The sequence below is a fragment of the uncultured Roseobacter sp. genome, assembly GCF_947495275.1.
Taxonomy (GTDB): domain Bacteria; phylum Pseudomonadota; class Alphaproteobacteria; order Rhodobacterales; family Rhodobacteraceae; genus Roseobacter.
The window spans coordinates 60569-84723 of the sequence record NZ_CANLYL010000009.1 but is presented as its reverse complement, the minus strand read 5'-3'; the positions used below and the strand labels follow the sequence as shown (position 1 = coordinate 84723).

Sequence of the window (24155 nt, the reverse complement as noted above, 5' to 3'; positions counted from 1 at the left end):
TCAGGTCGCAGCTTGCAGCAGGGTTTGAGTGTATTCCTCGGACGGTGCATCGAATATCTTGTCGACATCGCCAACTTCGATCACGTCCCCGCGTTTCATGACGATGACCTGATGAGACATCGCGCGCACCACATTCAGGTCGTGGCTGATGAAGATATAGGCCAACCCGTATTTTTGCTGCAAGTTCCGCAACAGATCGACGATCTGCACCTGAACGGTCATGTCCAGCGCCGAGGTTGGCTCATCCAGCACCAGCAGGCGCGGTCGCAGCACCATGGCACGGGCAATCGCAATCCTTTGACGCTGCCCTCCCGAAAACTCGTGAGGATAGCGGTCCATGGTTTCGGGATCGAGACCCACCTCGACCATCACCTCTCGTACAAGTTCGCGCGGGTCTCGGTCGGCGTCCACCTGGTGAATGCCCAGACCTTCGGAGATGATCTGCGCACAGGTCATCCGCGGGCTGAGACTGCCAAAAGGGTCTTGAAAGACAATTTGCATGTCCTTGCGCAATCCTCGCAGCTGCCGCGTGGACCATTGACGCACGTCCTGCCCCATGAAAACGATCTGCCCCTCTGACGAGATCAGCCGCATGAGAGCGAGTGCGAGCGTCGTCTTGCCCGATCCGCTTTCGCCCACGATACCGATGGTTTCGCCAGCTCGTACTGTGAAACTTGCGTCGTTCACCGCCTTGACATGCCCCACCGTGCGGCGCAGCAAACCCGCCTGAATCGGAAACCAGATTTTCAGATTTTCCGCCTTGGCCACAACTTCCGCATTTTCGGGCACCGGCGCGGGCGCGCCTGAAGGCTCGGCACTCAGCAGCTTGATCGTGTAGGGGTGTTTGGGGCTCTCGAAAATCTCGCGCGTCGGTCCGGTTTCGACGATCTCGCCCTTTTGCATGACGCAGACGCGATCCGCGATGCGGCGCACGATCCCCAGATCATGGGTGATGAACAAAAGCCCCATACCCATGCGGTCTTTGAGCTCTTTCAGCAGATCCAGAATTTGTGCCTGAATGGTGACATCCAGCGCGGTCGTCGGCTCGTCCGCGATCAGAACGTCCGGCTTGTTGGCCAGCGCCATCGCGATCATGACACGCTGGCGTTGTCCGCCAGACAATTGATGCGGGTAGCTTGTTATCCGGCTTTCCGCATCCTGAATGCCCACCTGTTCCAGCAGGTCCAGAATTCTGGCACGTGCCTCTGATCCGGCAAGCCCCTGGTGCAGCGCAAGGCTTTCACCCAATTGCTTTTCTATCGTGTGCAGCGGGTTGAGCGATGTCATCGGCTCCTGAAAGATGAAACTGATGTCATTGCCGCGCACCTTACGCAACAAATCCTCACCGGCGCCGATCATCTGCTGTCCGTCATAGGTGACCGAGCCCGACACTTCCGCGCTCTCGCCCAGCAAGGAAACCGTCGACAACGCTGAGACCGATTTGCCGGAACCGGATTCGCCCACCAGGGCAACGGTCTCGCCGCGCTCGACAGCGAAGCTCACGCCCTTGACCGCTTCGGTCAGTGCCCCGTCCTGCCGGAAGCTCACCCGCAGGTCTTTGACATCCAACAGCGCGGTCATGAAAAGGTCTTTCGCGGATCGAAGGCATCGCGGATGCCCTCGAAAATGAACACCAGCAGCGACAGCATGATCGCGAAGGTGAAAAAAGCGGTGAAGGCGAGCCAGGGTGCCTGCAGGTTTTGCTTGGCCTGAAGGGTCAACTCCCCCAGCGAGGGGGCGGAGGACGGCAGACCAAACCCGAGAAAGTCGAGAATGGCCAGCGTTGAAATGGTTCCGGTAATGATGAAAGGCAGCATGGTCAGCATCGCGACCATGGCGTTCGGCAGCATGTGACGGAACATGATCGTGACGTTGCTGACCCCCAATGCGCGTGCCGCGCGGACATATTCAAGATTGCGGGCGCGCAGGAATTCGGCACGCACGACCCCGACCAGAGATGTCCAACTGAAAAGCACAAGCAGGATCACCAGCAGCCAGAAACTTCGACCCAGAATGGCGAACATGATGATGATCACATAAAGCGACGGGGTGGAGGCCCATATTTCAATCACCCGCTGGAAAATCAGGTCGGTCTTGCCGCCGAAAAAGCCCTGTACGGCACCCGCGATGATCCCAATCAAACTGGAAGCGCCCGTCACCAGCAGCGTAAAGAAGATCGACAACCGGAACCCGTGAATGACCCGCGCCAGAACGTCCCGTTTGGTGCCGTCGGTTCCCAGCAGGTTCTGACCGTTCGGGGGCAAAGGGGCCGCCCCGGGGCGATCCACCGCCGTATCAAAGGAATAGGGAATGAGCGGCCAGATCGCCCAGCCCTTCTCGATCTCCTCCCCGTCGACGATACCGTCCTGGGCGTCCTCGTAATAAAGCTCCGGATCGTCGAAACACTCCAGCAGGCCACCGGTTTCGATCAGGCATTTGACCTCAGGATCGCGGTAGACCGCTTCCGTCTGGAAATCGCCGCCAAATTCAGTTTCCGGGTAAAAATTCCAGATCGGCGTGTAGTAGCTGCCCCGGTATTGCACGAGGATTGGCTTGTCATAAGCGATAAACTCGGCGATCAGCGAAAGCCCGAAAAGCACCGCGAATATCCAGAGCGACCAGAAGGCACGCTTGTTGCGTTTGAAATTGCGCCAGCGTCGCTGATTGAGTGGGGAAAGCGCCATCAGCCCTCTCTCCGTTCAAAATCGATGCGCGGATCAACCAACACATACATCAGGTCGGAGATGATCCCGACCAGCAATCCGATCAGCCCGAAAATGAATAGGGTGCCAAAGACGATCGGGTAGTCTCGCGCCACGGCGGCCTCAAAGCCCAAACGGCCCAGGCCGTCCAGACTGAAAATGGTTTCGATGATCAGCGATCCCCCGAAGAAAACCCCGATGAAGACGGCCGGAAACCCCGCGATCACGATCAGCATCGCATTGCGGAACACATGACCATAAAGCACTTTGCGCTCAGACAAGCCCTTGGCCCGCGCCGTGATGACATATTGTTTTTTGATCTCGTCGAGAAAACTGTTTTTGGTCAGCAACGTCAGGGTCGCAAAGGCCGATATGGTCGAGGCCAGCACCGGTAGCGCGATGTGCCAGAAGTAATCCGCCACCTTGCCCAGTGGGCTGAGCTGATCGAAATTATCCGATGTCAGACCGCGCAAGGGAAAGATTTGCCAGTAGGACCCGCCTGCGAAAAGCACAAGCAGCAGGATCGCAAAGAGAAATCCGGGGATAGCATAGGCGGCGATAATCGCGCCTGACGTCCAGGTATCGAAGCTGGAACCGTCTTTCACCGCCTTGCGAATGCCCAGCGGGATCGAGACCAGATAGGCAATCAGTGTCGACCACAGGCCGAGAGTGATCGAGACCGGCAATTTTTCCTTGATCAGGTCGATGACCGAGATGGAACGGAAATAGCTCTCGCCAAAATCGAACCGCGAGTAGTTCCAGATCATGTTCAGGAAACGTTCGACGGGTGGTTTGTCGAAACCGAATTCCTTCTCCAGCTCTTCGATGAATTCCGGCGGCAGGCCGCGCGCGCCGACGTATTGGCTGTCATTGCTGGGAAGCTCCGAATTACCCGCATCGTTGCCCGCGCCAGCGAACCCTTCGAAAACGTCACCGCCTCCCTGAATCCGCGCAATGGCCTGTTCCACCGGGCCGCCGGGGACGAATTGAACAAGGGCAAAGTTAATCAGCATGATCCCCAACAACGTGGGGATGATCAGTAGTAACCTTCTGACAATATAGGCGCCCATGGTCGGCCGTTACCTCAGTGCACCGGCTGCGCGCAAGGCATCCGCCTTGTCCTGATTGTACCACCAGAAATCCAGCTGACCCAAAGCGAAGGCGGGTATTTCCTCGGGGTGCTCATACTGATCGTAGTAAGCCACCCAGAAGCTGTCATTGTACCATGTGGGGATCATAATAAATTCATACCGCAACGCGCGGTCGAGTGCTGTCAGGGTGATGCGTTCTTCCTCGGAGCTTTGCGCCTGCAAGGACGCCTCGATGATCGTATCGACCAAAGGACTGGCAAGACCCGCGGGATTGAACAGGCTGAATTGTGCAGCCTCTGATCCGTAGCGTTGCATGAGGCCTGTTCCTGTCCCAAGGAACGCAGCATAGCTGTCGAAGACCAGATCATAATCCCGGTCGCGTTCTCGCGCGGTGTACTGCGAGGCATCAACTGCCTCCACAATCGCATCGATCCCCATGGCTTGCAGGTTAGACGCGAAATTTTCGACCACAGCGCGAAGCGTCGAGGAGCCAGCGGAATTCAACAGGAAAGTCAGCGTCATCGGCTGGCCACCCGCATTCACGCGTTTGCCATTTGCGTCGACACCCCAGCCGGCTTCCTCCAGCAGTTTCATCGCCCGCCTCAAGTTACGCCGATCGAGAAGCCTGTCAGCTTTTGATACATGCGGAACCCGCGCTTCCTGCGTCAGAATATCTGCCGGAACGACATCGCCCAGAGATTGCAGAAACGCCAGCTCTTCCCCCTCGGGAACACCTGTCGCCATCAGTTCAGTGTCTTGCGTAAAGGAGGCTCGGGGTTTGAAAAGACCAAATTGCAGAGATTCATTGGTCCATTCGAAATTGAAGCCAAGCGAAACCGCTTCGCGCACGCGCTTGTCCTGGAAAACCTCGCGACCAAGATTGAAAACGATACCGGACGGTGTCGGGGGTGATCCATCGGGCAGTTCTTTCTTGATGATCTGCCCGTTTTTCACTTTCGGAAAGTCATATGCTGAAGCCCATTGGCGTGAGTTCCCTTCTGTTCTGAAGGTATATTCACCCGCCTTGAAGGCCTCAAATGCTGCATTTTCGTCGCCAAAGTATTCGATGCGAATGCGATCGAAATTATGCCGCCCGACGTTGAACGGCAAATCCTTTCCCCAATAGTCAGGGTTACGCTTGTAGACGATGCGGCGGTTCACATCGACCGTATCAATCATGTAAGGGCCGGAACCAGGCGAGGTCACGAGGCGCGCCTCGTCCAACCTGGCATCGTTTTCTTCGTACCACTTTTTCGACCATGCCGGAACGCCGCCCACCTGATCAATCAGGCTACGGCGAGATATGCCGGGCGTGAAATAGAATTTGATCGTATGATCGTCGATGACCTCGACCTTAGGAATGCGCTTGCGCACCGCGTCTGCATAGGACTTCAAACCATCGTCGAGCAGCAGATTATGCGAAAACGCTATGTCATGCGCGGTCACCGGATCGCCATTGGAGAACCTGGCCTCTTTGCGCATGTGGAAGATGACCCAATCCTTGCCTTCGGGATATTCCAAACGTTCTGCCAATAACCCATAGCTTTCGCCGTACACATCAGAAGGCACCGAGATGCCACCGTTGCCATCTCCCAGCAAGCTCTCGAACATGATGGTGCTCAATGCGCCACCGCGACCTTTCCGGGTGTAGGGGTTCATCGAATCGAACGTGCCGAGGGCAGATAATGCGATCTCACCGCCCTTGGGTGCATCTGGGTTTACATAACTGAAATGCTCATAATCGGGCGGATAGGTAAGATCGCCATAGAAGGAATACCCATGACTGACGATCATCTTGTCCTCGGCGGCTGCGGCAGAGGCCCAGTAGATCATTGTCAGCAGAACCAGAAACGACACCCATAATTCCAACGCTCGATTTGCATGGTATCGCGTCATCCCGCGCGCCTGTGGGCCTGTCATCTGGCATATCCTCCGGTCTAGCGCCGTCGCTTTTGGCGTCTTGTTCGTTAACCATGTAAGCTAACGGGACGCAGCGCCAAGTTACAAGTTGCGAAAATGTGATCCGGGGTGCGAAATTCGCCCCAAGGCACAAAAAAGCCGCTCGCACTGTAGCAAGCGGCTTTTTTGGTTAATGTCGGGTTAAGATTAGTTATCGAGGCTGTCGAGATAGGCAATCACGTCAGCACGGTCCTGCACTTTTTTCAGGCCTGCAAAGCTCATGGAAGTGCCCGCGGCATAAGAAGAGGGCTTTTCGAGGAAGCCGCTCAGATTCTCCGGAGTCCAATCACCTTCCATCGATGCCAAAGCGTCAGAATAGTTAAATCCAGATACTGCGCCTTTATCGCGACCAACCACACCATAAAGATAGGGGCCTGTGCCATTCTCGCCCTCGACGATCTTGTGGCAGGCGGAGCATTTCTTGAACACTTTCGCGCCCTTCTCGATATCCGCAGACGCGAGGATCGTGGCAAAATCGACTTCTTCCACTTCGGCTACTTCTTCGCCACCTTCCACTTCGATTACGTAGGCCGCTTCTCCATGGCTTTCCATGTGGTACAGCTCTTCAGCCGCCCATTTGCCCAGAAGAAAAACGAGCAGTGCACCGCAGATACCGCCGGCTGCTTTCGTAAAGGTCATTGTGTCGAACATGCTTGTCAGTCCATTGCTATGGGTTTGGGGCTATCTATTGCTTCACCTTGGCTGTGGCAAGGTGTACTTACCGCGACCAATCGACCCCGACCAGTAGAAAAAACCCAAGGACTGCCTAATGACCCCCTCAGATTCCGCCAGTATCGCATTTCAGGGCGAATTGGGCGCCTACAGCCATGAAGCCTGCCGCATTGCACGGCCCGATATGGCACCCGTGCCATGCGCCACGTTTGAGGATGCGATCGAAGCCGTTCGATCTGGTCGTGCTGAACTTGCGATGTTGCCGGTAGAGAATTCGACCTATGGCCGGGTTGCGGATATTCACTCACTTTTGCCGAAATCCGGCCTGCATATTATCGAAGAGGCATTTGTTCGCGTGCATATCAATCTTCTGGCCTTGCCGGGCACAGAGATCGGCGAAATCAAATCCGCAATGAGCCACACGGTTCTGCTGGGACAATGCAAGAGCTTTCTGGCTGAACACGGTATTTCGCGGGTCACTGGCGCGGACACCGCTGGCTCCGCCAAAGATATCGCGGCGGGCGGGGACCCAACTATGGCAGCACTCGCCAGTGAGCTGGCCGGGGAGATTTACGGCCTGGATCTCTTGGCACGACACATCGAGGACGAAGGCAACAACACAACGCGATTCTTGCTGATGTCGCCTGAGGCTGACCAGTCGCGCCGGGGCGATCACGGGATGATCACCAGCTTCGTATTCGAAGTGCGCAACATCCCGGCCGCCCTCTATAAGGCAATGGGTGGGTTCGCGACCAATGGAATCAACATGACGAAGCTTGAGAGCTACATGGTTGGCGGCTCTTTCACAGCCACGCAGTTTTACGCCGATATCGAAGGTCACCCGGACGACCCGGGCGTCAAACGCGCGTTGGAGGAGTTGGATTACTTCACCAACATGATCGAAATACTGGGTGTCTACCCGGCCGATCCCGGCCGTTTCTGATCAATTGGCAAATTAGCCCAAGGCCTGGACATCTCGTCGCAGTTTTCCGAGCAGGGTGAAATCCCGTCCACCGTCGAGAACCGCCACGGCGGACGCACCTACCTGTGCGCCAAGATTGTCAATCCACATCAACACCGCCTGACCTACCGCCAGTTTTTCGTTGATTTCCAAAATCTCGACGCACGTCCCCCCATCTGGTGTCTCAGCCAGTGAAATGACGCAGGTCCCGCGATTGAATTTTTCGTTTCGTTGGTTTGTCACCGCTTGAAAACGATAGGCAAAACGCTTGTTTGGAGTGCATTCGGTGATATCCATCTGCACCTCCAATACGGCCCCCTGACCTAACCCGATTTTCTGGATGTATCGATTTTCGATACCTGCGACAGGGTCAAACCCCCTCAGGGTCTGCGTATAATAGGCCTCCAGATTATGCTCATCCGGCACGAGACGCGACCATGTCTTTGACGGTGATAGCCGTGTCGAAAACCGCGAATGCAATCGCACTGAAACACCCAATCCAACCTTCTGCCACCATGTGCCGTAGATTCCCTGATGTAACAGAGCGAAAGAAACGAGGTACCCGACGGTGATCATCCAATCAGGCAGCGCTGGCATCGTGGTCACCAACCAAATATTCTGCATGATCGCGGAAAAAAGGAACACCACCCCGCCAAGTTCCATCACAACACGAAAGCTGGGAAACACCGCAATGCCAACAAAGCCGAGCACCGCTACGATCACCGCGAAAACAAGTGAAATGATAACGTTCTGCAGCATTGATGCCTCAGGTGTTGTTGCTTGAAACATCAAGAAACCGGCGAGCCCATAGAGCAGTGTGCCCATCAAAACGCGGCGGTAGTGGAGCTGGATCAGTATTTTCATGGGCCGGTTGAACCACCAAAAGATGGTGAACTCGGGACCGGTATCTGGCAAAAGGGTGGTGAGGTATCAGGCGCTGGCCTGATATCGATCTTCCATTTCTTTCACATACTTCCTGATGCGCGCCTTGTACTGCTTTGTGAGCGTTGTTTTTGTGAGCTTGAGAGATTGAAGAAACAATCGCGCGGGCAATGTCAGCGGGCGCAATTCAAGACTGATCATTATTCGGGTACGACTGCGGGACAGGGCCATCAGCTCAAACCGTGTTTCGCCCCGCAATCCTTGTGACAGGAGTTCCAGAACCATTTCGTTTGGCGGGTCATAGGTAACCATTTTCAGATCAACATCACGGGTTCGCCCGCGCAGGTAGAACCGCGCGGCCCAGGCCATGCCAACGCCCGGTTTTCCGGGGTCAACAGTGCGTTGCACGTCCGCTCCGCGGCGCATGGCAGCGCGTTCATAATATGCGAATGACGATATCATTTCGAAGACCGATGAGATTGGCGCGTCAACATCTTCATTGGTCGAGAATTTCATTTAGCCGCTCGCGTTCGCTTGAATTACCAATTGTCCGATCAATCCAACCTGTCCGCAAGCCAGTTTTCCAGCAGAAAATGTGCGATAGCGCCCTTACGCGCCGGCAAAATGGTCGGGTGATGGCCCGAGAAAGCCTGCATCATATCCTCCCGACTGACCCACCGGGCGTCCTCGATCTCAACCGGGTCAATGGTTATGTCCTTTGATATGGCCTCTCCCGCGCAGCCAACCATCAGCGATGCCGGAAACGGCCACGGTTGACTGGCAAGATAGCGGACAGCTCCCACCCGGATGCCGGATTCTTCGAGAACTTCCCGCCTGACCGCCGCCTCAAGGGTCTCACCCGGTTCGACAAAACCTGCCAGCAGGGAATACATGCCCTCCGGCCAACCAGGGGACCGCCCCATCAGAACCTTGTTTCCATGGGTAATCAGCATGATGACAACCGGGTCGGTTCGGGGAAAATGAGCCGCATCGCAATCGGGGCATTTTCTTTGCCACCCCGCTTGATAGGCTTCGGATTTTTGACCGCATCTGGAGCAAAATGGATGGGTCTCATGCCAACCGAGAATGGCTTTGCCGGTTGCCGCCAATTCGGCATCGCGCGGCGAAAGCCATGTCATAATGCGACGCAACTCCGCAAAAACCATATTGTCCGCAAGCAGTGGATGCTGCTGCTCGGAAGGATCGAGAAACCCGCCCAGTGTATCTTCATCCAGATCTTCCGGCTGCCAGCCGGAGATATCAAACGCGAATCGAAACGCACCTTCCTCGCGCCCCAGCATCACGGTTTCTGCATCAGGGTCGGCGAGAGCCGGGTGATTCAATGGCAGCCGGACCAATGTCGCCGGCGTTTCCCGGGTGATCAACGGCTTGCCACGCCAGAATACGATTGCACGACTGTCAGCATGTGTCCGGGCATCGGCAAGAGCATCGGGATTGTCGCGTATTTCCCCCGCCCGGTCGAGGCCGGACCCCCCGAAAGTAACCGTTTCCGCATGCCTCATGACCAGCCTCTTTGCAATATAGTGCGAGGACTTGCACGCTCAAATGCCGCTTGCAAGACCAAAGGTGATGAACCTGCGCCAGAGGTCTTGCCAACTCTCGCGTGATCTGGTCGATACTGGTTCTTGTATAAGTTGAAGCGATCAATTTTCAGGAGACCTTTAAGATAACGCCCTCCCACGCATCTGACACGTCGGACAAAGACATACATCTGCGATTGTTGGCCACCAGTGACCTGCATATGCAATTGATTGCCTATGACTATGTGAACGACCGCAAATCAGATGGGGGCAGTCTTGCCAAAATGGCGTCGCTCATTCGTCAGGCGCGGGAAGAGGCGGTTGAAACAGGCGCTTTATGTATTCTGCTCGACAACGGCGATACCTTTCAGGGCACCCCGGTCAGCGATTTCCTGGCCAAACACCCCGACACGCACCCTCACCCGATGGTCGATGCCTTGAACGCCTTGCGCTATGATGCGGTGGGTCTTGGCAATCATGACCTCGACTATGGGCTCGACTATCTGGGCCGTTGCCTTGCGCAATTTCAAGCGCCGGTTCTTTGCGCAAATCTGAAAACCAGCGCGTTGCCAATGATCATGCCGCATACGATTTTTCGGCGAGAAGTTCAGACAGCAAGTGGAGAGACCATTTCTCTGCGCATTGGAGTTGTCTCTGCAATGCCCCAGCTGACCGCCTCATGGAACCGTCACCAATTGGCAGGCAACGGTGATGTAGAACCCGCGATGCCGTCCTTGGTGCGGGCTGTTCAAGAGATCCGAAATCAGGGCGCTGATGTTGTCGTCGCCTTGGCCCACATGGGAATCGCAACAATCGACGAAGGCGAAGACGCGCAGAATGAGATCGTTGCGATTGCTGGCATCCCAGGAATTGACGCCGTTGTCGGAGGACACACCCATCTGCGTTTTCCAGGGCCTGACCACAATGGCGTGCAGGGTGTTGATAGCGAGACCGGTCTCATCGGACGGGTCCCGACCGTCATGCCCGGCAATAGCGGATCAGACCTTGGCGTAATTGATCTGCGCCTGCATCGTTCTGAAAATGCTCTGCATCCGCAGGTGGTCTCGTGCACTGTGCAACTGCGCAGCGTCGACGGCGAAACGCCGGAAGATACAGAAATCGCCGCAGTCAGCGAGATGGCGCATGATAAAACCCGCGCTTACCTGGCCCGCCCGGTTGCCCGGTTGTCAAATCCCATGCACAGCTATTTCGCCTTGGCCCGTCCGAGCCACGTGCCAGCGCTGCTTGCTGCGGCCAAACGCAAAGCAATATCGGAGGCAATCGCCGGAACGGAGCTGGAAAGGCTACCGCTCCTGGCGGCGGTTGCGACCCCGGCGACCGGCGGATTTGATGGTCCTGAAAACTTCGTATCGCTTCCCGCGGGGGAACTGAAACGTCGCCATGTGGCCGGTTTGCTGCCCTATGCAAATCAGGTCTGGGCCGTGAAGGCGACGGGTGCGCGCTTGTCGGGATGGTTGGAGCGCTCTGCGCTTTTGTTCAATGTGCTCCGCCCTGGCGATGGTGATCAGATGTTGGTCGATCCTCAGGTTCCGGGTTTTCGATATGATGCCATCTACGGGTTGACCTACGAGATCGATCCGACACGCGCCCCGCGCTTTGACGCGGCTGGCAAGGCAATATCCAACGAAGTGGGCCGGGTCTCGGATATCCGCTGGCAGGGAAAGCTGGTTGACCCTGATCAGGAGTTTCTGGTCGCTGTCACCAATCACCGCGCCGGTGGCGGCGGAGTTTTCAGACCCTTTGACGATGCTGAAATCGTTGTAAAAAAAGCCGCACCCTTGGATCAGGCATTGATCGACTATCTCAAGCACCCTGACTGCCACGACATACGTACCGCCGCCCCGTGGCGGTTCACGCCCACACTGGGTGTCAGCGCGATACTGCATACCGCCCCCGAAGCGCTGGAACATCTGGGCGACATCTCATCGCTTCATCCGGAACCATGCGGCACCACACCTGAGGGGTTCGCCCGGCTCCGACTACACCTCTAGCAACGGGCTTGCGTCCGGCGTCGGCCTTGCCTATATCATGCTGTGAGAGGTTGGCGCGGGCGAGCGCCTCGCCAACCCGGTCAGATCCGGAAGGAAGCAGCCGTAACGAGCCCCGCTTGGGTCGTTGTCCAGCCTCTCACTTCTTCACCCTGCTACTTTTGGCTCAACCGACGGGCATCATCACAACTGCTGCGCGCCGAAGGTATCGCAGGATCCGATCTGCCCGCTGTCAAAGCCCCGCTCAAACCAACGCGCGCGCTGTTCGGACGTGCCATGGGTAAATGTATGCGGTTGTGGTACACGCCCCGTTTGACGCTGCAGGTGATCGTCGCCAATCATGCGCGCCGCGTTCAGCGCCTCCTCGAGGTCGCCGCGTTCCATGAGCCCCTGAACTGATCGCGCCCAGACGCCGGACAGGCAGTCGGCCTGTAATTCAAGCCGCACAGTCAGCGCATTTGCATCAGCCTGGTTCGCGCGCCGCCGCGCATCGTCAACTTTCGGCAGGATACCCAATTGATTCTGCACATGATGTGCAACTTCATGCGCAATAACGTAAGCGGCGGCGAAATCACCTCTCGCACCCAACTGCTGGTCAAGTTGAACAAAGAATTGAGTATCCAGATAGGCGCTTTGGTCCGCGGGGCAGTAGAAGGGCCCGGTGGCCCCCGAAGCCCCGCCACATGCGCTTTGCGTGACTGCGGAGAAAATGATGAGTTGCGGCGGCGCATATTCGCGACCAAGCTGTTCGGCAAAGATCCGGGACCAAACCTCCTCCGTCGTGGTCAAAACCTGCGCGGAAAATTGGATTGCCGCGTCTTCTTCCGCCGTTGCGGGCCGTGATTGTTCGGTCGGGGCGCTTGTGCCCTGCAACAACGGGGACACATCAATCCCCGTGAAGTAGCCAATGGCCAGAACCGCGACCAAACCAGCAAGGCTCAATCCGCCGGTGCGCGCGCCTCTGCGACCGCTGCCGCGCCGGACCGATACGTTGCGGCTGGATCTGATCCCTCTGAGACGCATCTTAACCCTCCTTCACTCTGACAAAGCTTGCAAACCAACGCAGCCACGTCACAATTAGTTCATGTCGAACAGTAATGAAATGGCCGAAGATCGCACCGACTGGGCCGAGGATCGTACAATTCTGGCAAATGAACGCACGTTCGCGGGCTGGATGCGTACCGGGATGGCCTGTGTCGCCCTGGCCATTGGGCTCAAGGCCGTCTTTGCTCCCTTCGAGCCAACATGGATTCCAAAAGCCGTCGCTTCCGCATTCATTCTGACGGCCGTTTTCATTTTCTGGGCCGCGCGCGGGCAAGCCTGTGCCACTTTGGCGCGGCTGAACGAGAACGCGGCGCAGGCACAGCCCGTTCGATACATCACCATGCTGAGTGTCATTCTCAGCATCGCATCGCTCATGACCGGTGCCATTCTTTGGTGGCTCTAGTTTACGTCCCTCGCCAGTGCGCCTACCCTACAGGCTGACGTGCGAATCTCATTCCTGCAAGGCGCATCATGACCGCAACTGCCAAATCCGAATACCAGGTGCTTGCCCGAAAGTATCGACCAGAGACCTTTGCCGATCTTGTGGGGCAGGATGCGATGGTCCGCACCCTGAAAAACGCCTTTGACGCGGACCGGATCGCCCAGGCGTTTATCATGACCGGCATTCGTGGCACGGGAAAAACGACCACCGCCCGGATCATCGCCAAAGGCATGAATTGCATCGGCGCCGATGGTGCTGGTGGGCCGACGACGGAACCCTGTGGCACCTGCGAGCATTGCACGGCCATTATGGAGGGACGACACGTCGACGTGATGGAAATGGATGCCGCGTCCAACACCGGTGTGGCCAATATTCGCGAAATCATTGATTCCGTGCACTACCGCGCTGCATCTGCCCGATACAAAGTCTACATCATCGATGAAGTTCACATGCTCAGCACAGGTGCGTTCAATGCACTGTTGAAAACGCTGGAAGAACCGCCAGCGCATGTGAAGTTCATTTTTGCCACCACCGAAATACGCAAGGTCCCCGTGACCGTTCTGTCGCGCTGTCAGCGCTTTGATCTGCGCCGGATTGAGCCCGAAGTGATGATCGCACTGATGCGCAGGATTGCAGCGGCGGAAAGTGCCGAGATCGCAGAGGATGCGCTGGCCTTGATCGCGCGCGCGGCGGAAGGATCCGCGCGGGATGCAACCTCACTTCTGGATCAGGCGATCAGCCATGGCGCGGGTGAGACAACAGCACTTCAGGTGCGCGCCATGTTGGGGCTGGCGGACCGGGGCCGGGTGCTCGATCTTTTTGACATGGTACTCAAAGGGGATGCGGCAGGCGCTCTGACGGAGCTTTCCGCACAATATGCCGAAGGCGCAGATCCGATGGCAGTTCTGCGTGACCTGGCCGAGATCACCCATTGGGTGTCTGTCGTCAAAATCACACCAGAAGCGGCAGAAGATCCGACGGTGTCGCCGGATGAGCGCAGCCGAAGCAAAGCCATGGCGGATGCGCTGCCCATGCGCGTTCTGACGCGCCTTTGGCAAATGCTGCTGAAAGCGCTGGATGAGGTTGCCAGCGCCCCCAATGCGATGATGGCGGCAGAGATGGCCATCATAAGGCTGACCCATGTGGCGGATTTACCAAGCCCCGAAGAGCTTGTGCGCAAACTGAACGGCGCAACACCGCCTGCCGGTGCAACATCGGGTGGCGGAGGTGGGAGACCTGCGCAAGGCGCAGGCGCGCGTGCCGCGGGCGGGGGGGCCTCGGCTATCGCCTCGGCCCGAACAAGTGGACACTCCGGTGCGGGACCCGCAACGGCTGAGGCCCTTGACGCGGACGCAGCACTCGCCAGATTTCCGACGTTTGATCATGTGGTCGCGTTGATCCGCGCCAATCGTGACGGAAAGCTGCTGGCGGATGTCGAAACCGATTTGCGCCTTGCCTCCTATCAACCCGGACGGATCGAATTTGAACCCACGGACCGGGCACCACGCGATCTGGCGCAGCGTTTGGGACAAAGGTTACAGTTGTGGACCGGGAACCGCTGGGCGGTCACGGTCGTCAGCGATGGCGGCGGCAAGACCATCGACGAGGTCCGCAATGCCAAGAAATACGCACTGGAAGCAGAAGCCAGTGCACATCCGCTAATGCAAGCGGTGTTGGCACAATTTCCCAAAGCCAGGATAAAGGACATCCGTACCCCCGATCAGATCGCTGCCGAAGCCGTTCAGGACGCCTTGCCCGAAGTTGAGGACGAGTGGGATCCTTTTGAAGACGACTGACGGCAAACGCTTTGACCCCCTTGCTCCAGGCAGATGCAACCCGCATATACCCCACAACAGACCCATAAAAAGGACGGCACAATGTTCAAAGGACTAGGCGGCCTCGGCGATATGGCCGGGATGATGAAAAAAGCGCAGGAAATGCAGGGCAAGATGGCTCAGCTGCAAGACGATATGCAAAACATCATTGTCGAAGGATCTTCCGGGGCGGGCCTCGTTACCGCGACCTGTACGGCCAAAGGTGAGCTGAAAACGCTCGATATCGACCCGTCGATCTTTAATGGGGATGACAAGGAAGTGGTTGAGGATCTGATCCTCGCGGCCATCAAGGACGCTCAAACCAAGGCGACCGAACGTGCTCAGGAAGAAATGGCGAAACTGACCGAAGGATTGGGTTTGCCCGCAGACATGAAGCTGCCGTTCTGAGACACGTCCAGAGCGATACGGGAAGGCGGCGCAATCCGCGTGATCTCTCGACCTTCCGGTTGCCACGTCAAATCCGATGAGCAGTACCAAAGACATAGATGCGCTGATTGAGCTGATGGCCAAATTGCCGGGCCTTGGACCACGGTCGGCGCGCCGGGCGGTTCTGCATCTTATTCGCAAACGCAGCCTGCTGCTGACCCCCTTGGCAGACGTCATGCAGACAGTTGCAGCGACAGCGCGCGAGTGCCTGAACTGCGGCAATGTCGGCACGTTGGACATCTGCGATATCTGTACGTCGGAAAAACGGGGCAATGGTGAGCTTTGCGTGGTCGAAGATGTGGCCGACCTGTGGGCCATGGAACGGTCTGGTGTGTTCAAGGGGAGGTATCATGTGCTGGGTGGCACGTTGTCTGCGCTTGATGCCGTGGGGCCGGAAGAACTGCGCATTCCCCGGCTGATCGACCGGATACCTTCGGAAGGCATCTCGGAAGTCATACTGGCCCTCAACGCCACAATCGACGGGCAGACCACAGCGCATTACATCGTGGACCAGCTTGAAGGGCAGGTAACGCTTACCTCTTTGGCGCAGGGCGTGCCGATTGGCGGCGAGTTGGATTACCTCGATGACGGCACCATCACCGCCGCCATGCGTGCCCGCAAGACGCTCTAGCGCAAGTCAGTCGTAGGCAGCATCCACGATAATCTCGACCTTCAGTTCCGGTCGGGCCAGTTTCGCCTCACCGCAGGCGCGTGCAGGCGCGTGGCCCTCGGGCACCCAGGCGTTCCACACTTCGTTGAGACCAGCGAAATCGCTCATATCAGCCAACCAGATGGTCGCCCGCAGCATCTGTGTGCGTGACGACCCCGCCTGCTCCAGCAATGCCTCAAGCCGTCGCAAGCATTCTTCGGTTTGTGCTTGAATGGTCTCCCCCTCACCCACTTGTCCGGTGATATAGGCAACTCCGTTGTGCTTGACGATTTTTGACGATCTGACACCTGTTCCGATGCGTTCGATCATGATGAGCCCTTTTTTGTTGGATTTGCAATTCGCGCAATCCATGACGCCCTGCGCGCAAAACCACAAGGCAGAACCCCGCAAACTCACACTCGTTTTCAAATGAAAAGGCCGTCCACCCCTCCCAGGTGGACGGCGCGTTTCCGTCGCGATGCATGTGATCGTTAGAGAACAACAACATCCAGCGGCGGAAATCCGTTGAAACCAACCGAAGAATAACTGGACGTGTAGGCACCGCAATTTCGGATCACGATGCGGTCGCCGTCGCGCAAGGCCAGGGGCAATTGCACCGGGCGTTTTTCATAAAGAATATCTGCGCTGTCGCAGGACGGCCCCGCCAGAACACAAGGACCGGTTTCCCCGCCATCATGGCGTGTGGTGAACTGATAGCGGATCGCCTCGCCTTCAGTTTCGGCCAGACCGGAGAAACGGCCAATATCCAGATAGACCCAGCGGTGCAGGTCATCGGCGGATTTTCTGGATACCAGCATCACTTCGGCGACGATGTGTCCCGCTTCTGCCACCATCCCGCGACCGGGTTCTGCCATAACCTGTGCCGCATCCCCAAAGCGCGCCTTGACAGAAGCCATGACGGCCGCTGCATAGGCGCGAGGGGCCTGCACGGTTTGCCCGTAAAAAGCTGGAAAGCCGCCGCCGATGTTCAGCAATTGCAGATCATGTCCCGCCGCACGTGCCGCGTGCCACAGAGGCGCTACCTGATCGAGAACGGGTGTCCAATGGGCCGCTTCGCGGGTCTGTGATCCGACATGGAACGACAATCCGTAGGGTTGCAGGCCCACAGCAACAGCGTGGTCCAGCAGCGACGGCAGCATGGAAGCGGCGCACCCGAATTTCCGGCTGAGCGGCCAGTCAGCCCGTGAGTTTTCCACGATCAGTCGCAGATAGACCCGCGCGCCGGGCGCATGACGGGCAATCTTGTCCAGTTCCGCTTCGGAATCCGCGGCAAAGAGCTTCACGCCCGCGCTATAGGCAAAGGCAATATCAGAAGCACGTTTGATGGTGTTGCCAAAGGAGATGTTTTCGGGACGCGCGCCCTGGCTGAGGCAAAGCTCGATTTCCTGACGCGAGGCTGCGTCAAAACCGGAACCCTTCTTGACCAGCATCCGGATCAGTTCAGGCGCAGGATTTGCCTTTACCGCGTAATGGATATGCGCATCGCCCAACCCGGATTTCAGCGCGTCATATTGCCCGGCCACACGCTCCCGGCTGATGACCAGCGTGGGTTTGTCGAACGTGTTTGCCGCAATAAAGGCGGCTGCAGCATCGGCATAGACGGGAGTGGCGGCGCGCAATGCGCCGGGGACTGTAGCGTTCATGGTCATCTCCAAAGAGCAGGTGGGGGGATTCCCCAAGAGTCGTTTCAAGAGACGTTACCGTCGCTACATAAACGCGGGTCAGTCAGGATCGGCTGACCGGCCAGAGGCGCGTGCGTTGGCGTCTGTAAAGCGCCATTTACGCCTATCTGGGATTCGTTCAAGATCAAAAATGGATTCTTACCAAAAAGATACTCACCAATTGTCTGTATCTGGCGATCGGGCCAGGCAAAGGTCGCCCAAGCCTATTGATCTTTTTCCCAATCCTCACCGATCGCCGCTCTTTCGCGGTCGCGCTCAGAGCGGATCATTTCCTTGACTTCGGTTGTTTCCTGATCTGTCGCGCGTTCCAGTTTTTCGCGCCCCGCGGATGTGGAGGCGAGAGCCAGCTCATGGAAAATCGGAAAGTGATCCGACCCGATATTTGGCAATCGCTTCATGGAGATCAGACGGAAACGCGTGTCGTGAAACAGATGGTCCAAAGGCCAGCGAAATACTGCGAAATCTGCTTGAAACGTGTTGTAGAGACCCCGTCCCACGCGGGGATCCAATAGCCCTGACAACCGCTGAAACCGCCGTGTTGTCGTCGACCAGGCGACATCGTTCAAATCACCAGCCACGATCACCGGTTTATCGGAGTTTTGGACCTCCAGACCAATCAGCGCGATCTCGCTGTCCCGTCCCTTGGTATCGTGGCCGATGACTGGCGGCTCAGGGTGCAGGAGATTGAGCTCGATTACATCCTCTGATGGCAGGGTAATTTCGGTTCGGATTGACGGCACGTTTCTGGTGACAAGAGTGCGAATTTCCGACCGGGCAAGCGGCAGTCGCGACAACAGGCACAGCCCATAACCGTTGTCCTTGGGCACTTTGATCCAATGCGGATAGCGATCTCCCAACGCAGTTTCCAGCGCCACCACCCAGGGTTCATCGACCTCGATCGCCATAAGCACGTCCGGATCACAGGCATCGACCTGCGCTAACAGCCGGCCATAGGCGCGGTTAGACATTTTGACATTCGCTGTGAGCAGCGAGATTCTGGTGCCCGGGTTTGCTTGCGTTACCGAAACGGAAAGGGACTGCTTGGGCCAGATGGGCGTGAATTTGATGATATAGGCCGCCTGAAAAACCGCACAGATCAGCAATATCCACCCCGCCAAATAGGTGCTTGCCCTCGGCGAAAGGATGAGAACTCCTACCCCCAATACCAGCGTCACGCAGGCAAATTGCAGTCTCGGAAAGGCCAGGCCACGAATGGCCCCGAACGGCAGCTTGGTCAGTGGTAGCAGTGTCGCCAACACAAGTGCGAGGGTCAGCCCCCAAACCACGATACCACCGAAACCTTGCTGCATCTTTCTGTCCTTTCAGAACCCAACGGGCAGTCCGCCTGATGGTTCCAATCCCGCTCAGACAATAAAGAAAGCCCCCGATGCACACGGCACCGAGGGCTCTATTCAAAACATCATCCATGGGTCAGGTGCGTGGATCGCTGTCTTCACTATCCTCGTCAACCGGCCCATCCGGAAGGTTGAAGAAGCTATCGGCATCAGAGAAATCACCCTTCTCTTCGTCGTCTTCCTCTTCCACCTCACCGGATAGGGTAAAGGTCTCAAGCCCCTCGATGGCCGTTGGAATCTTGGGCTCTGCCTCCATGCCCAGACTTTGCTCAGTGCTGACCAGTTTGCGACGCTCATCATCGCTCATGATCGGTGCATCAGCCGCTTTCTTGGCGGCCGCCTTCTGAACGACCGCATCAAGCTCAGACTGTTTGCACAGCCCCAAAGCCACCGGATCAATCGGCTGAATGTTCGAAATGTTCCAATGCGTCCGCTCACGGATCGCCTGAATGGTCGGTTTGGTGGTGCCAACCAGTTTGCTGATCTGCCCATCACTCAATTCAGGATGGAATTTCACCAACCAGAGGATCGACGCTGGCCGATCCTGACGTTTTGACAAGGGCGTGTAGCGCGGCCCCCGACGTTTTTCTTCGCCTTGTGCCGCCGCGTTGAATTTGAGCTTCAGCTTGTGGAGCGGATTCTCCTGAGCTGCATCAATTTCATCTTGTGTCAGCTGATTGTTCGCAATCGGGTCAAAGCCCTTGACGCCCTGCGCGACATCCCCATCCGCAATACCCTGGACTTCCAGTTCATGCATGCTGACAAAATCAGCAATCTGTTTGAAACTGATCGTCGTATTATCAACCAGCCATACTGCGGTGGCTTTTGCCATGATTGGTTTTGCCATTGTCGTACTCCTGTCTACATCTCGGAACCCGCAATTCGACCGTCGCCTGAAAGGGCTGTCCCGGAGGGTCGGAACGGTTTCCATTGTGGGGGAACTTGTGGCTTATATAGGCGGGCGAAGCGAATAAGGAAAGACCCAATGCGCTGGATGCTCGTCTGGATGTTTCTGGCCCTGCCCGCTCAGGCGGAACAAAATGTGGCCGGAGAATTCGACTATTATGTAATGGCGCTGAGCTGGTCGCCCAACTGGTGTGCCCGTGAAGGCGATGCGCGCGGATCGGATCAATGCGATGCCCGCCACGACTACGGCTGGATATTGCATGGTCTGTGGCCTCAGTACCATCGCGGCTATCCGGAATTCTGCCAGACCATTGCCCGACCACCAACCCGGCGCATGGCATCAGAAATGACAGATATCATGGGGTCGGCGGGGCTGGCCTGGCACCAGTGGCGCAAACATGGCAGCTGTTCAGGATTAGATGCACCCGCCTACTTCGATTTGTCGCGCAAGGCCTATGAGACCATCGTTCGGCCAGAAGTTTTCCGCCGGTTGGAAAAAACCGTAAAGCTGCCCGCAAAAGTCGTGGAAGAAGCGTTTCTGAAAGAAAACCCGCTGTTGGAGCCCGACATGATCACCATCACCTGCCGCGACAGTCACATCCAGGAAACCCGGATTTGCCTGTCAAAAAATCTCAAACCCGTGCCCTGTGGCCAGGATGTTGTCCGCGATTGCACGCAGCAGGATGCCCTCTTTGCGCCGATACGCTAAGCCGCCCATCATACCGTCAGAATGGTGCTTCCTGTCGTTTGCCTTGCCTCAAGCGCCTCATGGGCTGCGCGTACGTCACTGAGCGGAAATCTCTGATCAATCCGAATATTGACCTCGCCCGATTGCACTTTGTCAAAGAGGTGACGCGCCATTTCCTGGCAAGTTGCGTGGTCATTGGAATGCGCAAACAACGTGGGGCGTGTGATTTTCAGAGACCCTTTCTGAGCGAGCACCGAAAGGCTGAACGGCGGCACCGGGCCTGACGCATTCCCAAAGGAGATCATCATGCCCAAAGGTTTCAAACTGTCGAGCGACCCCTCAAACGTATCCGCGCCAACCGAATCCATAACGACATCAACGCCGCGACCCTCCGTCAGCTCCTGAATACGTGCGACCCAGTCCTCGGTACGATAGTTGATGCAATGGGCCGCGCCGTGTTCCAAAGCGAGCTGGCATTTTTCATCCGTGCCAGCGGTACCGATCAAGGTGATACCTTCGGAGCGCGCCCACTGGCAGGCGATCAGACCGACACCCCCCGCAGCGGCATGAAAGAGAACCGTATCTCCGCGGGTCAGAGGCGTTGTGCGGTGGAACAGATACTCGACAGTTGTGCCTTTCAACATCATTGCAGCGGCAATCTCAAAGGAAATATCCTCAGGTAACGGACACACCTGGGCGGCGGGCATGACCCGCGCCTGCGCATAAGCGCCGGGTGGGATCGCCGCATAGGCAGCACGGTCACCGATTTTCAGATGCGCAACACCCTCACCAACGGCCTCAATGACCCCCGCCGCCTCCATCCCCAGGGCATGCGGCAAGTCCAGCGGGTAAAGTCCCGTGCGCTGATACACATCAATGAAGTTCAGACCGCAGGCTTTGTGCGCAATGCGTATTTCGCCGGGGCCAGGATCGCCGACATCCCGGTCCACAAGGGCCATCGCTTCCGGCCCACCGGTTTGTTCTATGATGACGGTTTGTGCCATGTCGCGGTCTCCTCAAGATTTATCTCCTCGCCCCAATGTGAACGGGCCGGCATTGGAGCGTGGCGAATTAGCTGACTTTCAGAACGATTTTGCCAATATGCCCCGAGCTTTCCATGCGCGCGTGGGCCTTGCTGGCATCTTCCAGATCAAAGGCCTGATCCATGACCGGTGCCACCTGGCCAGTATCCAGCAGAGGCCAAACTGACTCACGCAACTCCTGCGCGATGCGCGCCTTTGCCAGATCACTCTGCGGGCGCAGCGTGCTCCCTGTCATTGTCAGCCGCCGGGTCATCAACGTGGCAAAGTTCACTTCGACCTTCGCCCCTCCCAGAAAGGCAATCTGGATGAGCCGTCCGTCATCAGCAAGGGCTTTGAGATTGCGGGGGATGTAGTCCCCTCCAACCATGTCGAGGATCAAATCCGCGCCACCTTCATCGCGCAGAATCTTCACAAAATCCTGTTCCCGGTAATTGATGGCAATTTCTGCGCCCAAAGCGGCGCAGGCATCGCACTTCTCTGCTGAACCGGCAGTGGTGAACACCCTTGCGCCAAACGCGCGCGCTAACTGGATCGCCGTTGTCCCGATGCCGGAGGATCCGCCATGCACCAAAAACCGCTCACCCGCCTGCAGACCGCCGCGACCGAATACATTGGACCACACCGTGAAAAACGTCTCCGGCAGGCAGGCCGCCTCTCGCAGGCTCATATTCTTAGGCACCGGCAGGCAATGCGCGGCAGGGGTGGCCACATATTCGGCGTACCCTCCTCCGGGCAAAAGCGCACAGACCTGATCGCCGATCTCAAGACCGGACACGCCGTCTCCCACCGCCACAACCTCACCCGAAGCTTCCAATCCCGGCAAGTCACTCGCTGTGGGTGGCGGCGCGTAGAGCCCTGCCCGTTGCAAGGCATCAGGTCGATTGACCCCCGCCCATGCAACTTGAATGATCACCTGCCCATGCGCTGGCTCAGGGACAGGGCGTTCTGTCAGTTTCAGAACCTCCGGGCCTCCGGCTTCGGTGATCTCAACAGCGCGCATCATCTCGGTCATGAACAGGTCCTCTTTGCTTGCCCCTGCCTAGCAGGACCATGCGGAATGGCCAACCAAAGACAGGTTGCGTCAGATCACTTGCGCGGTGTCGTCCAACTGCCCGGAAGGTCCATATTGGGCATGCGGGCGGGCGCTTTGATGTGGCTCAAAATCCAATTGGGCCCTGTCATCAATCGTGTGAGCGCCGGGCTTTGACGCACGCGCGCTTTCAGTTTTTCGATCTGCATCACGTCCTCGATGCGCCGGTCAAGGAATTCCCAGGTCGCCGTAGCCTCCGGGCTGTCATCGCCCAACCAATAAAGCACAGTTGCAGAGTAGACACCGCCAAGCGTTGCACGCTTCGTATACCAGTTCACATCGTCTGAAGTGTCGCCCAGGGCGTCCCAGATCTTGTCCGCCGTACCCCAAATCAGCTTAGCCCCATCAGCTGCATAGATGGGCAGCGCAAAAAGTGTTGTCCCGCGCCGAACAGCTTCCTTGTCGGAGACCGCTTCAAGGCGGAACCGCACCGCCGCGGCGATCTTCTCGCGGAACTTCATATCGCTCATGTCTTCGGAATTGAGACGTTCCAGCATCGCCTCATCTCCGCGGTGATGAAAAGCAATCGCAAGATCAACCGCGCCGCGCGGACAGACAGCGCGTGCCACCGCCGGGGCGATAGCAGTTTCACGAATCGCAGCCTTGAAGGTCGCCTCCGACCATCCATCGAAAGGCACATGCAGGAGAGCTGCCTCCAGCAGTTGTGACTTTGCGGTCTCATAAGATACTGTCATTTGGTGTCTCCGTTGCGATGATGCGGCTCGTGACTGGACAAGATAGGGCGTCCTTGCTATATGCCCATTTCCTGCAAATCCTTGCAACTCAACTTAGAAAGGTGGTGAAAACCACATGCAGGTTAGTGTTCGCGACAACAATGTCGATCAGGCGCTTCGTGCCCTGAAGAAAAAGCTACAGCGTGAAGGTGTCTTCCGTGAGATGAAGCTCAAGCAACATTTCGAGAAGCCGTCCGAGAAAAAAGCGCGCGAGAAAGCTGAAGCGATCCGCCGTGCCCGTAAACTGGCACGCAAAAAAGCCCAACGCGAAGGAATGCTCTAAGCTTTTCCCGTCGCAAGGCAACTGAATTGACCCCTCGTATGTAACAACTTGCGGGGGGTCTTTCGTTCCCGCTTAAACTTCTGAAATTCCATTTCGTTAAACTGCTGATAAAAATCGCGATTTATTGCGTGCGGCGAGCC

At 57.1% G+C, this 24155-nt stretch carries 24 protein-coding genes and 1 other RNA gene; 9 read left to right on the top strand and 16 right to left on the bottom strand.

The window, feature by feature from the left end:
• The 5 genes from Q0802_RS16555 to Q0802_RS16535 all read right to left on the bottom strand — a co-directional run bounded on the left by Q0802_RS16555 (position 1) and on the right by Q0802_RS16535 (position 6403).
• Positions 1–1581, bottom strand: a complete 1581-nt coding sequence (locus Q0802_RS16555; protein ID WP_298920323.1) for an ABC transporter ATP-binding protein — start codon at positions 1579–1581, stop codon at positions 1–3.
• Entirely contained in the window at positions 1578–2684 is a 1107-nt protein-coding gene (locus Q0802_RS16550) for an ABC transporter permease (RefSeq protein ID WP_298920321.1), read from the bottom strand. Before Q0802_RS16550 ends, Q0802_RS16555 begins: the two co-directional genes overlap by 4 nt.
• The gene (locus Q0802_RS16545; protein ID WP_298920320.1) at positions 2684–3772 is read right to left on the bottom strand and encodes a microcin C ABC transporter permease YejB; all 1089 of its coding nucleotides are present in this window, start codon (positions 3770–3772) and stop codon (positions 2684–2686) included. Before Q0802_RS16545 ends, Q0802_RS16550 begins: the two co-directional genes overlap by 1 nt.
• 9 nt (positions 3773–3781) lie before the next feature.
• The gene (locus Q0802_RS16540; protein ID WP_298920546.1) at positions 3782–5626 is read right to left on the bottom strand and encodes an extracellular solute-binding protein; all 1845 of its coding nucleotides are present in this window, start codon (positions 5624–5626) and stop codon (positions 3782–3784) included.
• 273 nt (positions 5627–5899) lie between these two features.
• Positions 5900–6403, bottom strand: coding sequence for a cytochrome c family protein (locus tag Q0802_RS16535; protein ID WP_298920318.1), 504 nt, complete (start codon positions 6401–6403; stop codon positions 5900–5902).
• 118 nt (positions 6404–6521) lie between these two features.
• Between Q0802_RS16535 and Q0802_RS16530 the strand changes: the two genes are divergently transcribed.
• Positions 6522–7367, top strand: coding sequence for a prephenate dehydratase (locus Q0802_RS16530; protein ID WP_298920316.1), 846 nt, complete (start codon positions 6522–6524; stop codon positions 7365–7367).
• 12 nt (positions 7368–7379) lie between these two features.
• On the opposite strand, the gene Q0802_RS16525 is transcribed toward Q0802_RS16530, so the two are convergent.
• The 3 genes from Q0802_RS16525 to nudC form a co-directional block, all read right to left on the bottom strand.
• A complete protein-coding gene (locus Q0802_RS16525) occupies positions 7380–8144 on the bottom strand; it encodes a hypothetical protein (RefSeq protein WP_298920314.1) in 765 nt (254 codons plus the stop codon).
• A gap of 171 nt (positions 8145–8315) precedes the next feature.
• On the bottom strand, positions 8316–8783 hold the full coding sequence (locus Q0802_RS16520) for an SRPBCC family protein (protein WP_298920313.1): 468 nt from the start codon (positions 8781–8783) through the stop codon (positions 8316–8318).
• Between the two features lie 38 nt (positions 8784–8821).
• Positions 8822–9790: an NAD(+) diphosphatase gene (nudC, locus tag Q0802_RS16515; RefSeq protein WP_298920311.1), complete on the bottom strand. Its 969-nt coding sequence runs from the start codon at positions 9788–9790 to the stop codon at positions 8822–8824.
• 215 nt (positions 9791–10005) lie between these two features.
• Here nudC and Q0802_RS16510 point away from each other — a divergent pair, with 215 nt between their 5' ends.
• On the top strand, positions 10006–11820 hold the full coding sequence (locus tag Q0802_RS16510; protein ID WP_298920308.1) for a 5'-nucleotidase C-terminal domain-containing protein: 1815 nt from the start codon (positions 10006–10008) through the stop codon (positions 11818–11820).
• A gap of 43 nt (positions 11821–11863) precedes the next feature.
• Positions 11864–11962, top strand: an RNA gene (ffs, locus tag Q0802_RS16505) — signal recognition particle sRNA small type.
• A gap of 38 nt (positions 11963–12000) precedes the next feature.
• Here ffs and Q0802_RS16500 read toward each other — a convergent pair.
• Complete coding sequence (locus Q0802_RS16500) at positions 12001–12840, bottom strand: neutral zinc metallopeptidase (RefSeq protein ID WP_298920305.1); 840 nt, start codon at positions 12838–12840, stop codon at positions 12001–12003.
• A gap of 61 nt (positions 12841–12901) precedes the next feature.
• Between Q0802_RS16500 and Q0802_RS16495 the strand changes: the two genes are divergently transcribed.
• The 4 genes from Q0802_RS16495 (at position 12902) to recR (ending at position 16195) form a co-directional block, all read left to right on the top strand.
• Positions 12902–13264 (top strand): DUF202 domain-containing protein, encoded by a 363-nt coding sequence (locus Q0802_RS16495; RefSeq protein WP_298920303.1) that lies wholly within the window; start codon positions 12902–12904, stop codon positions 13262–13264.
• A gap of 68 nt (positions 13265–13332) precedes the next feature.
• Positions 13333–15099, top strand: coding sequence for a DNA polymerase III subunit gamma/tau (locus Q0802_RS16490; RefSeq protein WP_298920301.1), 1767 nt, complete (start codon positions 13333–13335; stop codon positions 15097–15099).
• A gap of 81 nt (positions 15100–15180) precedes the next feature.
• The gene (locus Q0802_RS16485; RefSeq protein WP_298920299.1) at positions 15181–15525 is read left to right on the top strand and encodes a YbaB/EbfC family nucleoid-associated protein; all 345 of its coding nucleotides are present in this window, start codon (positions 15181–15183) and stop codon (positions 15523–15525) included.
• Between the two features lie 76 nt (positions 15526–15601).
• A complete protein-coding gene (gene recR / locus Q0802_RS16480; RefSeq protein WP_298920295.1) occupies positions 15602–16195 on the top strand; it encodes a recombination mediator RecR in 594 nt (197 codons plus the stop codon).
• Positions 16196–16201: 6 nt separating this feature from the next.
• Here the strand turns inward: recR and Q0802_RS16475 are convergent, their stop codons facing one another.
• The 4 genes from Q0802_RS16475 to Q0802_RS16460 all read right to left on the bottom strand — a co-directional run bounded on the left by Q0802_RS16475 (position 16202) and on the right by Q0802_RS16460 (position 20118).
• Entirely contained in the window at positions 16202–16543 is a 342-nt protein-coding gene (locus Q0802_RS16475) for a RidA family protein (protein ID WP_298920293.1), read from the bottom strand.
• A 161-nt stretch (positions 16544–16704) separates the two neighbouring features.
• Positions 16705–17883, bottom strand: coding sequence for a type III PLP-dependent enzyme (locus Q0802_RS16470; protein WP_298920545.1), 1179 nt, complete (start codon positions 17881–17883; stop codon positions 16705–16707).
• Between the two features lie 236 nt (positions 17884–18119).
• Positions 18120–19226: an endonuclease/exonuclease/phosphatase family protein gene (locus Q0802_RS16465; RefSeq protein ID WP_298920290.1), complete on the bottom strand. Its 1107-nt coding sequence runs from the start codon at positions 19224–19226 to the stop codon at positions 18120–18122.
• Positions 19227–19347: 121 nt separating this feature from the next.
• Entirely contained in the window at positions 19348–20118 is a 771-nt protein-coding gene (locus Q0802_RS16460; RefSeq protein WP_298920287.1) for a DUF1013 domain-containing protein, read from the bottom strand.
• Between the two features lie 138 nt (positions 20119–20256).
• Between Q0802_RS16460 and Q0802_RS16455 the strand changes: the two genes are divergently transcribed.
• Positions 20257–20886, top strand: coding sequence for a ribonuclease T2 (locus tag Q0802_RS16455; protein WP_298920285.1), 630 nt, complete (start codon positions 20257–20259; stop codon positions 20884–20886).
• A gap of 8 nt (positions 20887–20894) precedes the next feature.
• On the opposite strand, the gene Q0802_RS16450 is transcribed toward Q0802_RS16455, so the two are convergent.
• The 3 genes from Q0802_RS16450 to Q0802_RS16440 form a co-directional block, all read right to left on the bottom strand.
• Positions 20895–21869, bottom strand: coding sequence for a quinone oxidoreductase (locus tag Q0802_RS16450; protein WP_298920283.1), 975 nt, complete (start codon positions 21867–21869; stop codon positions 20895–20897).
• A gap of 67 nt (positions 21870–21936) precedes the next feature.
• Positions 21937–22920 (bottom strand): NAD(P)H-quinone oxidoreductase, encoded by a 984-nt coding sequence (locus tag Q0802_RS16445; protein WP_298920281.1) that lies wholly within the window; start codon positions 22918–22920, stop codon positions 21937–21939.
• 74 nt (positions 22921–22994) lie between these two features.
• A complete protein-coding gene (locus Q0802_RS16440; RefSeq protein WP_298920279.1) occupies positions 22995–23693 on the bottom strand; it encodes a COQ9 family protein in 699 nt (232 codons plus the stop codon).
• A 115-nt stretch (positions 23694–23808) separates the two neighbouring features.
• On the opposite strand from Q0802_RS16440, the gene rpsU reads away from it, so the two are divergent.
• Complete coding sequence (rpsU, locus tag Q0802_RS16435) at positions 23809–24015, top strand: 30S ribosomal protein S21 (RefSeq protein WP_008207378.1); 207 nt, start codon at positions 23809–23811, stop codon at positions 24013–24015.
• Positions 24016–24155: the final 140 nt, after the last annotated feature.

What these genes read in the sequence shown, in the direction of transcription:
- Q0802_RS16490 (WP_298920301.1), top strand. Translation starts at nt 13,333, where the DNA reads ATGACCGCAACTGCCAAATCCGAATACCAGGTGCTTGCCCGAAAGTAT.
- Q0802_RS16555 (WP_298920323.1), bottom strand. Translation starts at nt 1,581, where the DNA reads ATGACCGCGCTGTTGGATGTCAAAGACCTGCGGGTGAGCTTCCGGCAG.
- Q0802_RS16465 (WP_298920290.1), bottom strand. Translation starts at nt 19,226, where the DNA reads ATGCAGCAAGGTTTCGGTGGTATCGTGGTTTGGGGGCTGACCCTCGCA.
- Q0802_RS16500 (WP_298920305.1), bottom strand. Translation starts at nt 12,840, where the DNA reads ATGCGTCTCAGAGGGATCAGATCCAGCCGCAACGTATCGGTCCGGCGC.
- Q0802_RS16475 (WP_298920293.1), bottom strand. Translation starts at nt 16,543, where the DNA reads ATGATCGAACGCATCGGAACAGGTGTCAGATCGTCAAAAATCGTCAAG.
- nudC (WP_298920311.1), bottom strand. Translation starts at nt 9,790, where the DNA reads ATGAGGCATGCGGAAACGGTTACTTTCGGGGGGTCCGGCCTCGACCGG.
- Q0802_RS16530 (WP_298920316.1), top strand. Translation starts at nt 6,522, where the DNA reads ATGACCCCCTCAGATTCCGCCAGTATCGCATTTCAGGGCGAATTGGGC.
- Q0802_RS16545 (WP_298920320.1), bottom strand. Translation starts at nt 3,772, where the DNA reads ATGGGCGCCTATATTGTCAGAAGGTTACTACTGATCATCCCCACGTTG.
- Q0802_RS16525 (WP_298920314.1), bottom strand. Translation starts at nt 8,144, where the DNA reads ATGCTGCAGAACGTTATCATTTCACTTGTTTTCGCGGTGATCGTAGCG.
- Q0802_RS16455 (WP_298920285.1), top strand. Translation starts at nt 20,257, where the DNA reads ATGCGCTGGATGCTCGTCTGGATGTTTCTGGCCCTGCCCGCTCAGGCG.
- Q0802_RS16550 (WP_298920321.1), bottom strand. Translation starts at nt 2,684, where the DNA reads ATGGCGCTTTCCCCACTCAATCAGCGACGCTGGCGCAATTTCAAACGC.
- rpsU (WP_008207378.1), top strand. Translation starts at nt 23,809, where the DNA reads ATGCAGGTTAGTGTTCGCGACAACAATGTCGATCAGGCGCTTCGTGCC.
- Q0802_RS16470 (WP_298920545.1), bottom strand. Translation starts at nt 17,883, where the DNA reads ATGACCATGAACGCTACAGTCCCCGGCGCATTGCGCGCCGCCACTCCC.
- Q0802_RS16450 (WP_298920283.1), bottom strand. Translation starts at nt 21,869, where the DNA reads ATGGCACAAACCGTCATCATAGAACAAACCGGTGGGCCGGAAGCGATG.
- Q0802_RS16535 (WP_298920318.1), bottom strand. Translation starts at nt 6,403, where the DNA reads ATGTTCGACACAATGACCTTTACGAAAGCAGCCGGCGGTATCTGCGGT.
- Q0802_RS16495 (WP_298920303.1), top strand. Translation starts at nt 12,902, where the DNA reads ATGTCGAACAGTAATGAAATGGCCGAAGATCGCACCGACTGGGCCGAG.
- Q0802_RS16460 (WP_298920287.1), bottom strand. Translation starts at nt 20,118, where the DNA reads ATGGCAAAACCAATCATGGCAAAAGCCACCGCAGTATGGCTGGTTGAT.
- Q0802_RS16445 (WP_298920281.1), bottom strand. Translation starts at nt 22,920, where the DNA reads ATGACCGAGATGATGCGCGCTGTTGAGATCACCGAAGCCGGAGGCCCG.
- recR (WP_298920295.1), top strand. Translation starts at nt 15,602, where the DNA reads ATGAGCAGTACCAAAGACATAGATGCGCTGATTGAGCTGATGGCCAAA.
- Q0802_RS16540 (WP_298920546.1), bottom strand. Translation starts at nt 5,626, where the DNA reads ATGATCTACTGGGCCTCTGCCGCAGCCGCCGAGGACAAGATGATCGTC.
- Q0802_RS16440 (WP_298920279.1), bottom strand. Translation starts at nt 23,693, where the DNA reads ATGACAGTATCTTATGAGACCGCAAAGTCACAACTGCTGGAGGCAGCT.
- Q0802_RS16485 (WP_298920299.1), top strand. Translation starts at nt 15,181, where the DNA reads ATGTTCAAAGGACTAGGCGGCCTCGGCGATATGGCCGGGATGATGAAA.
- Q0802_RS16520 (WP_298920313.1), bottom strand. Translation starts at nt 8,783, where the DNA reads ATGAAATTCTCGACCAATGAAGATGTTGACGCGCCAATCTCATCGGTC.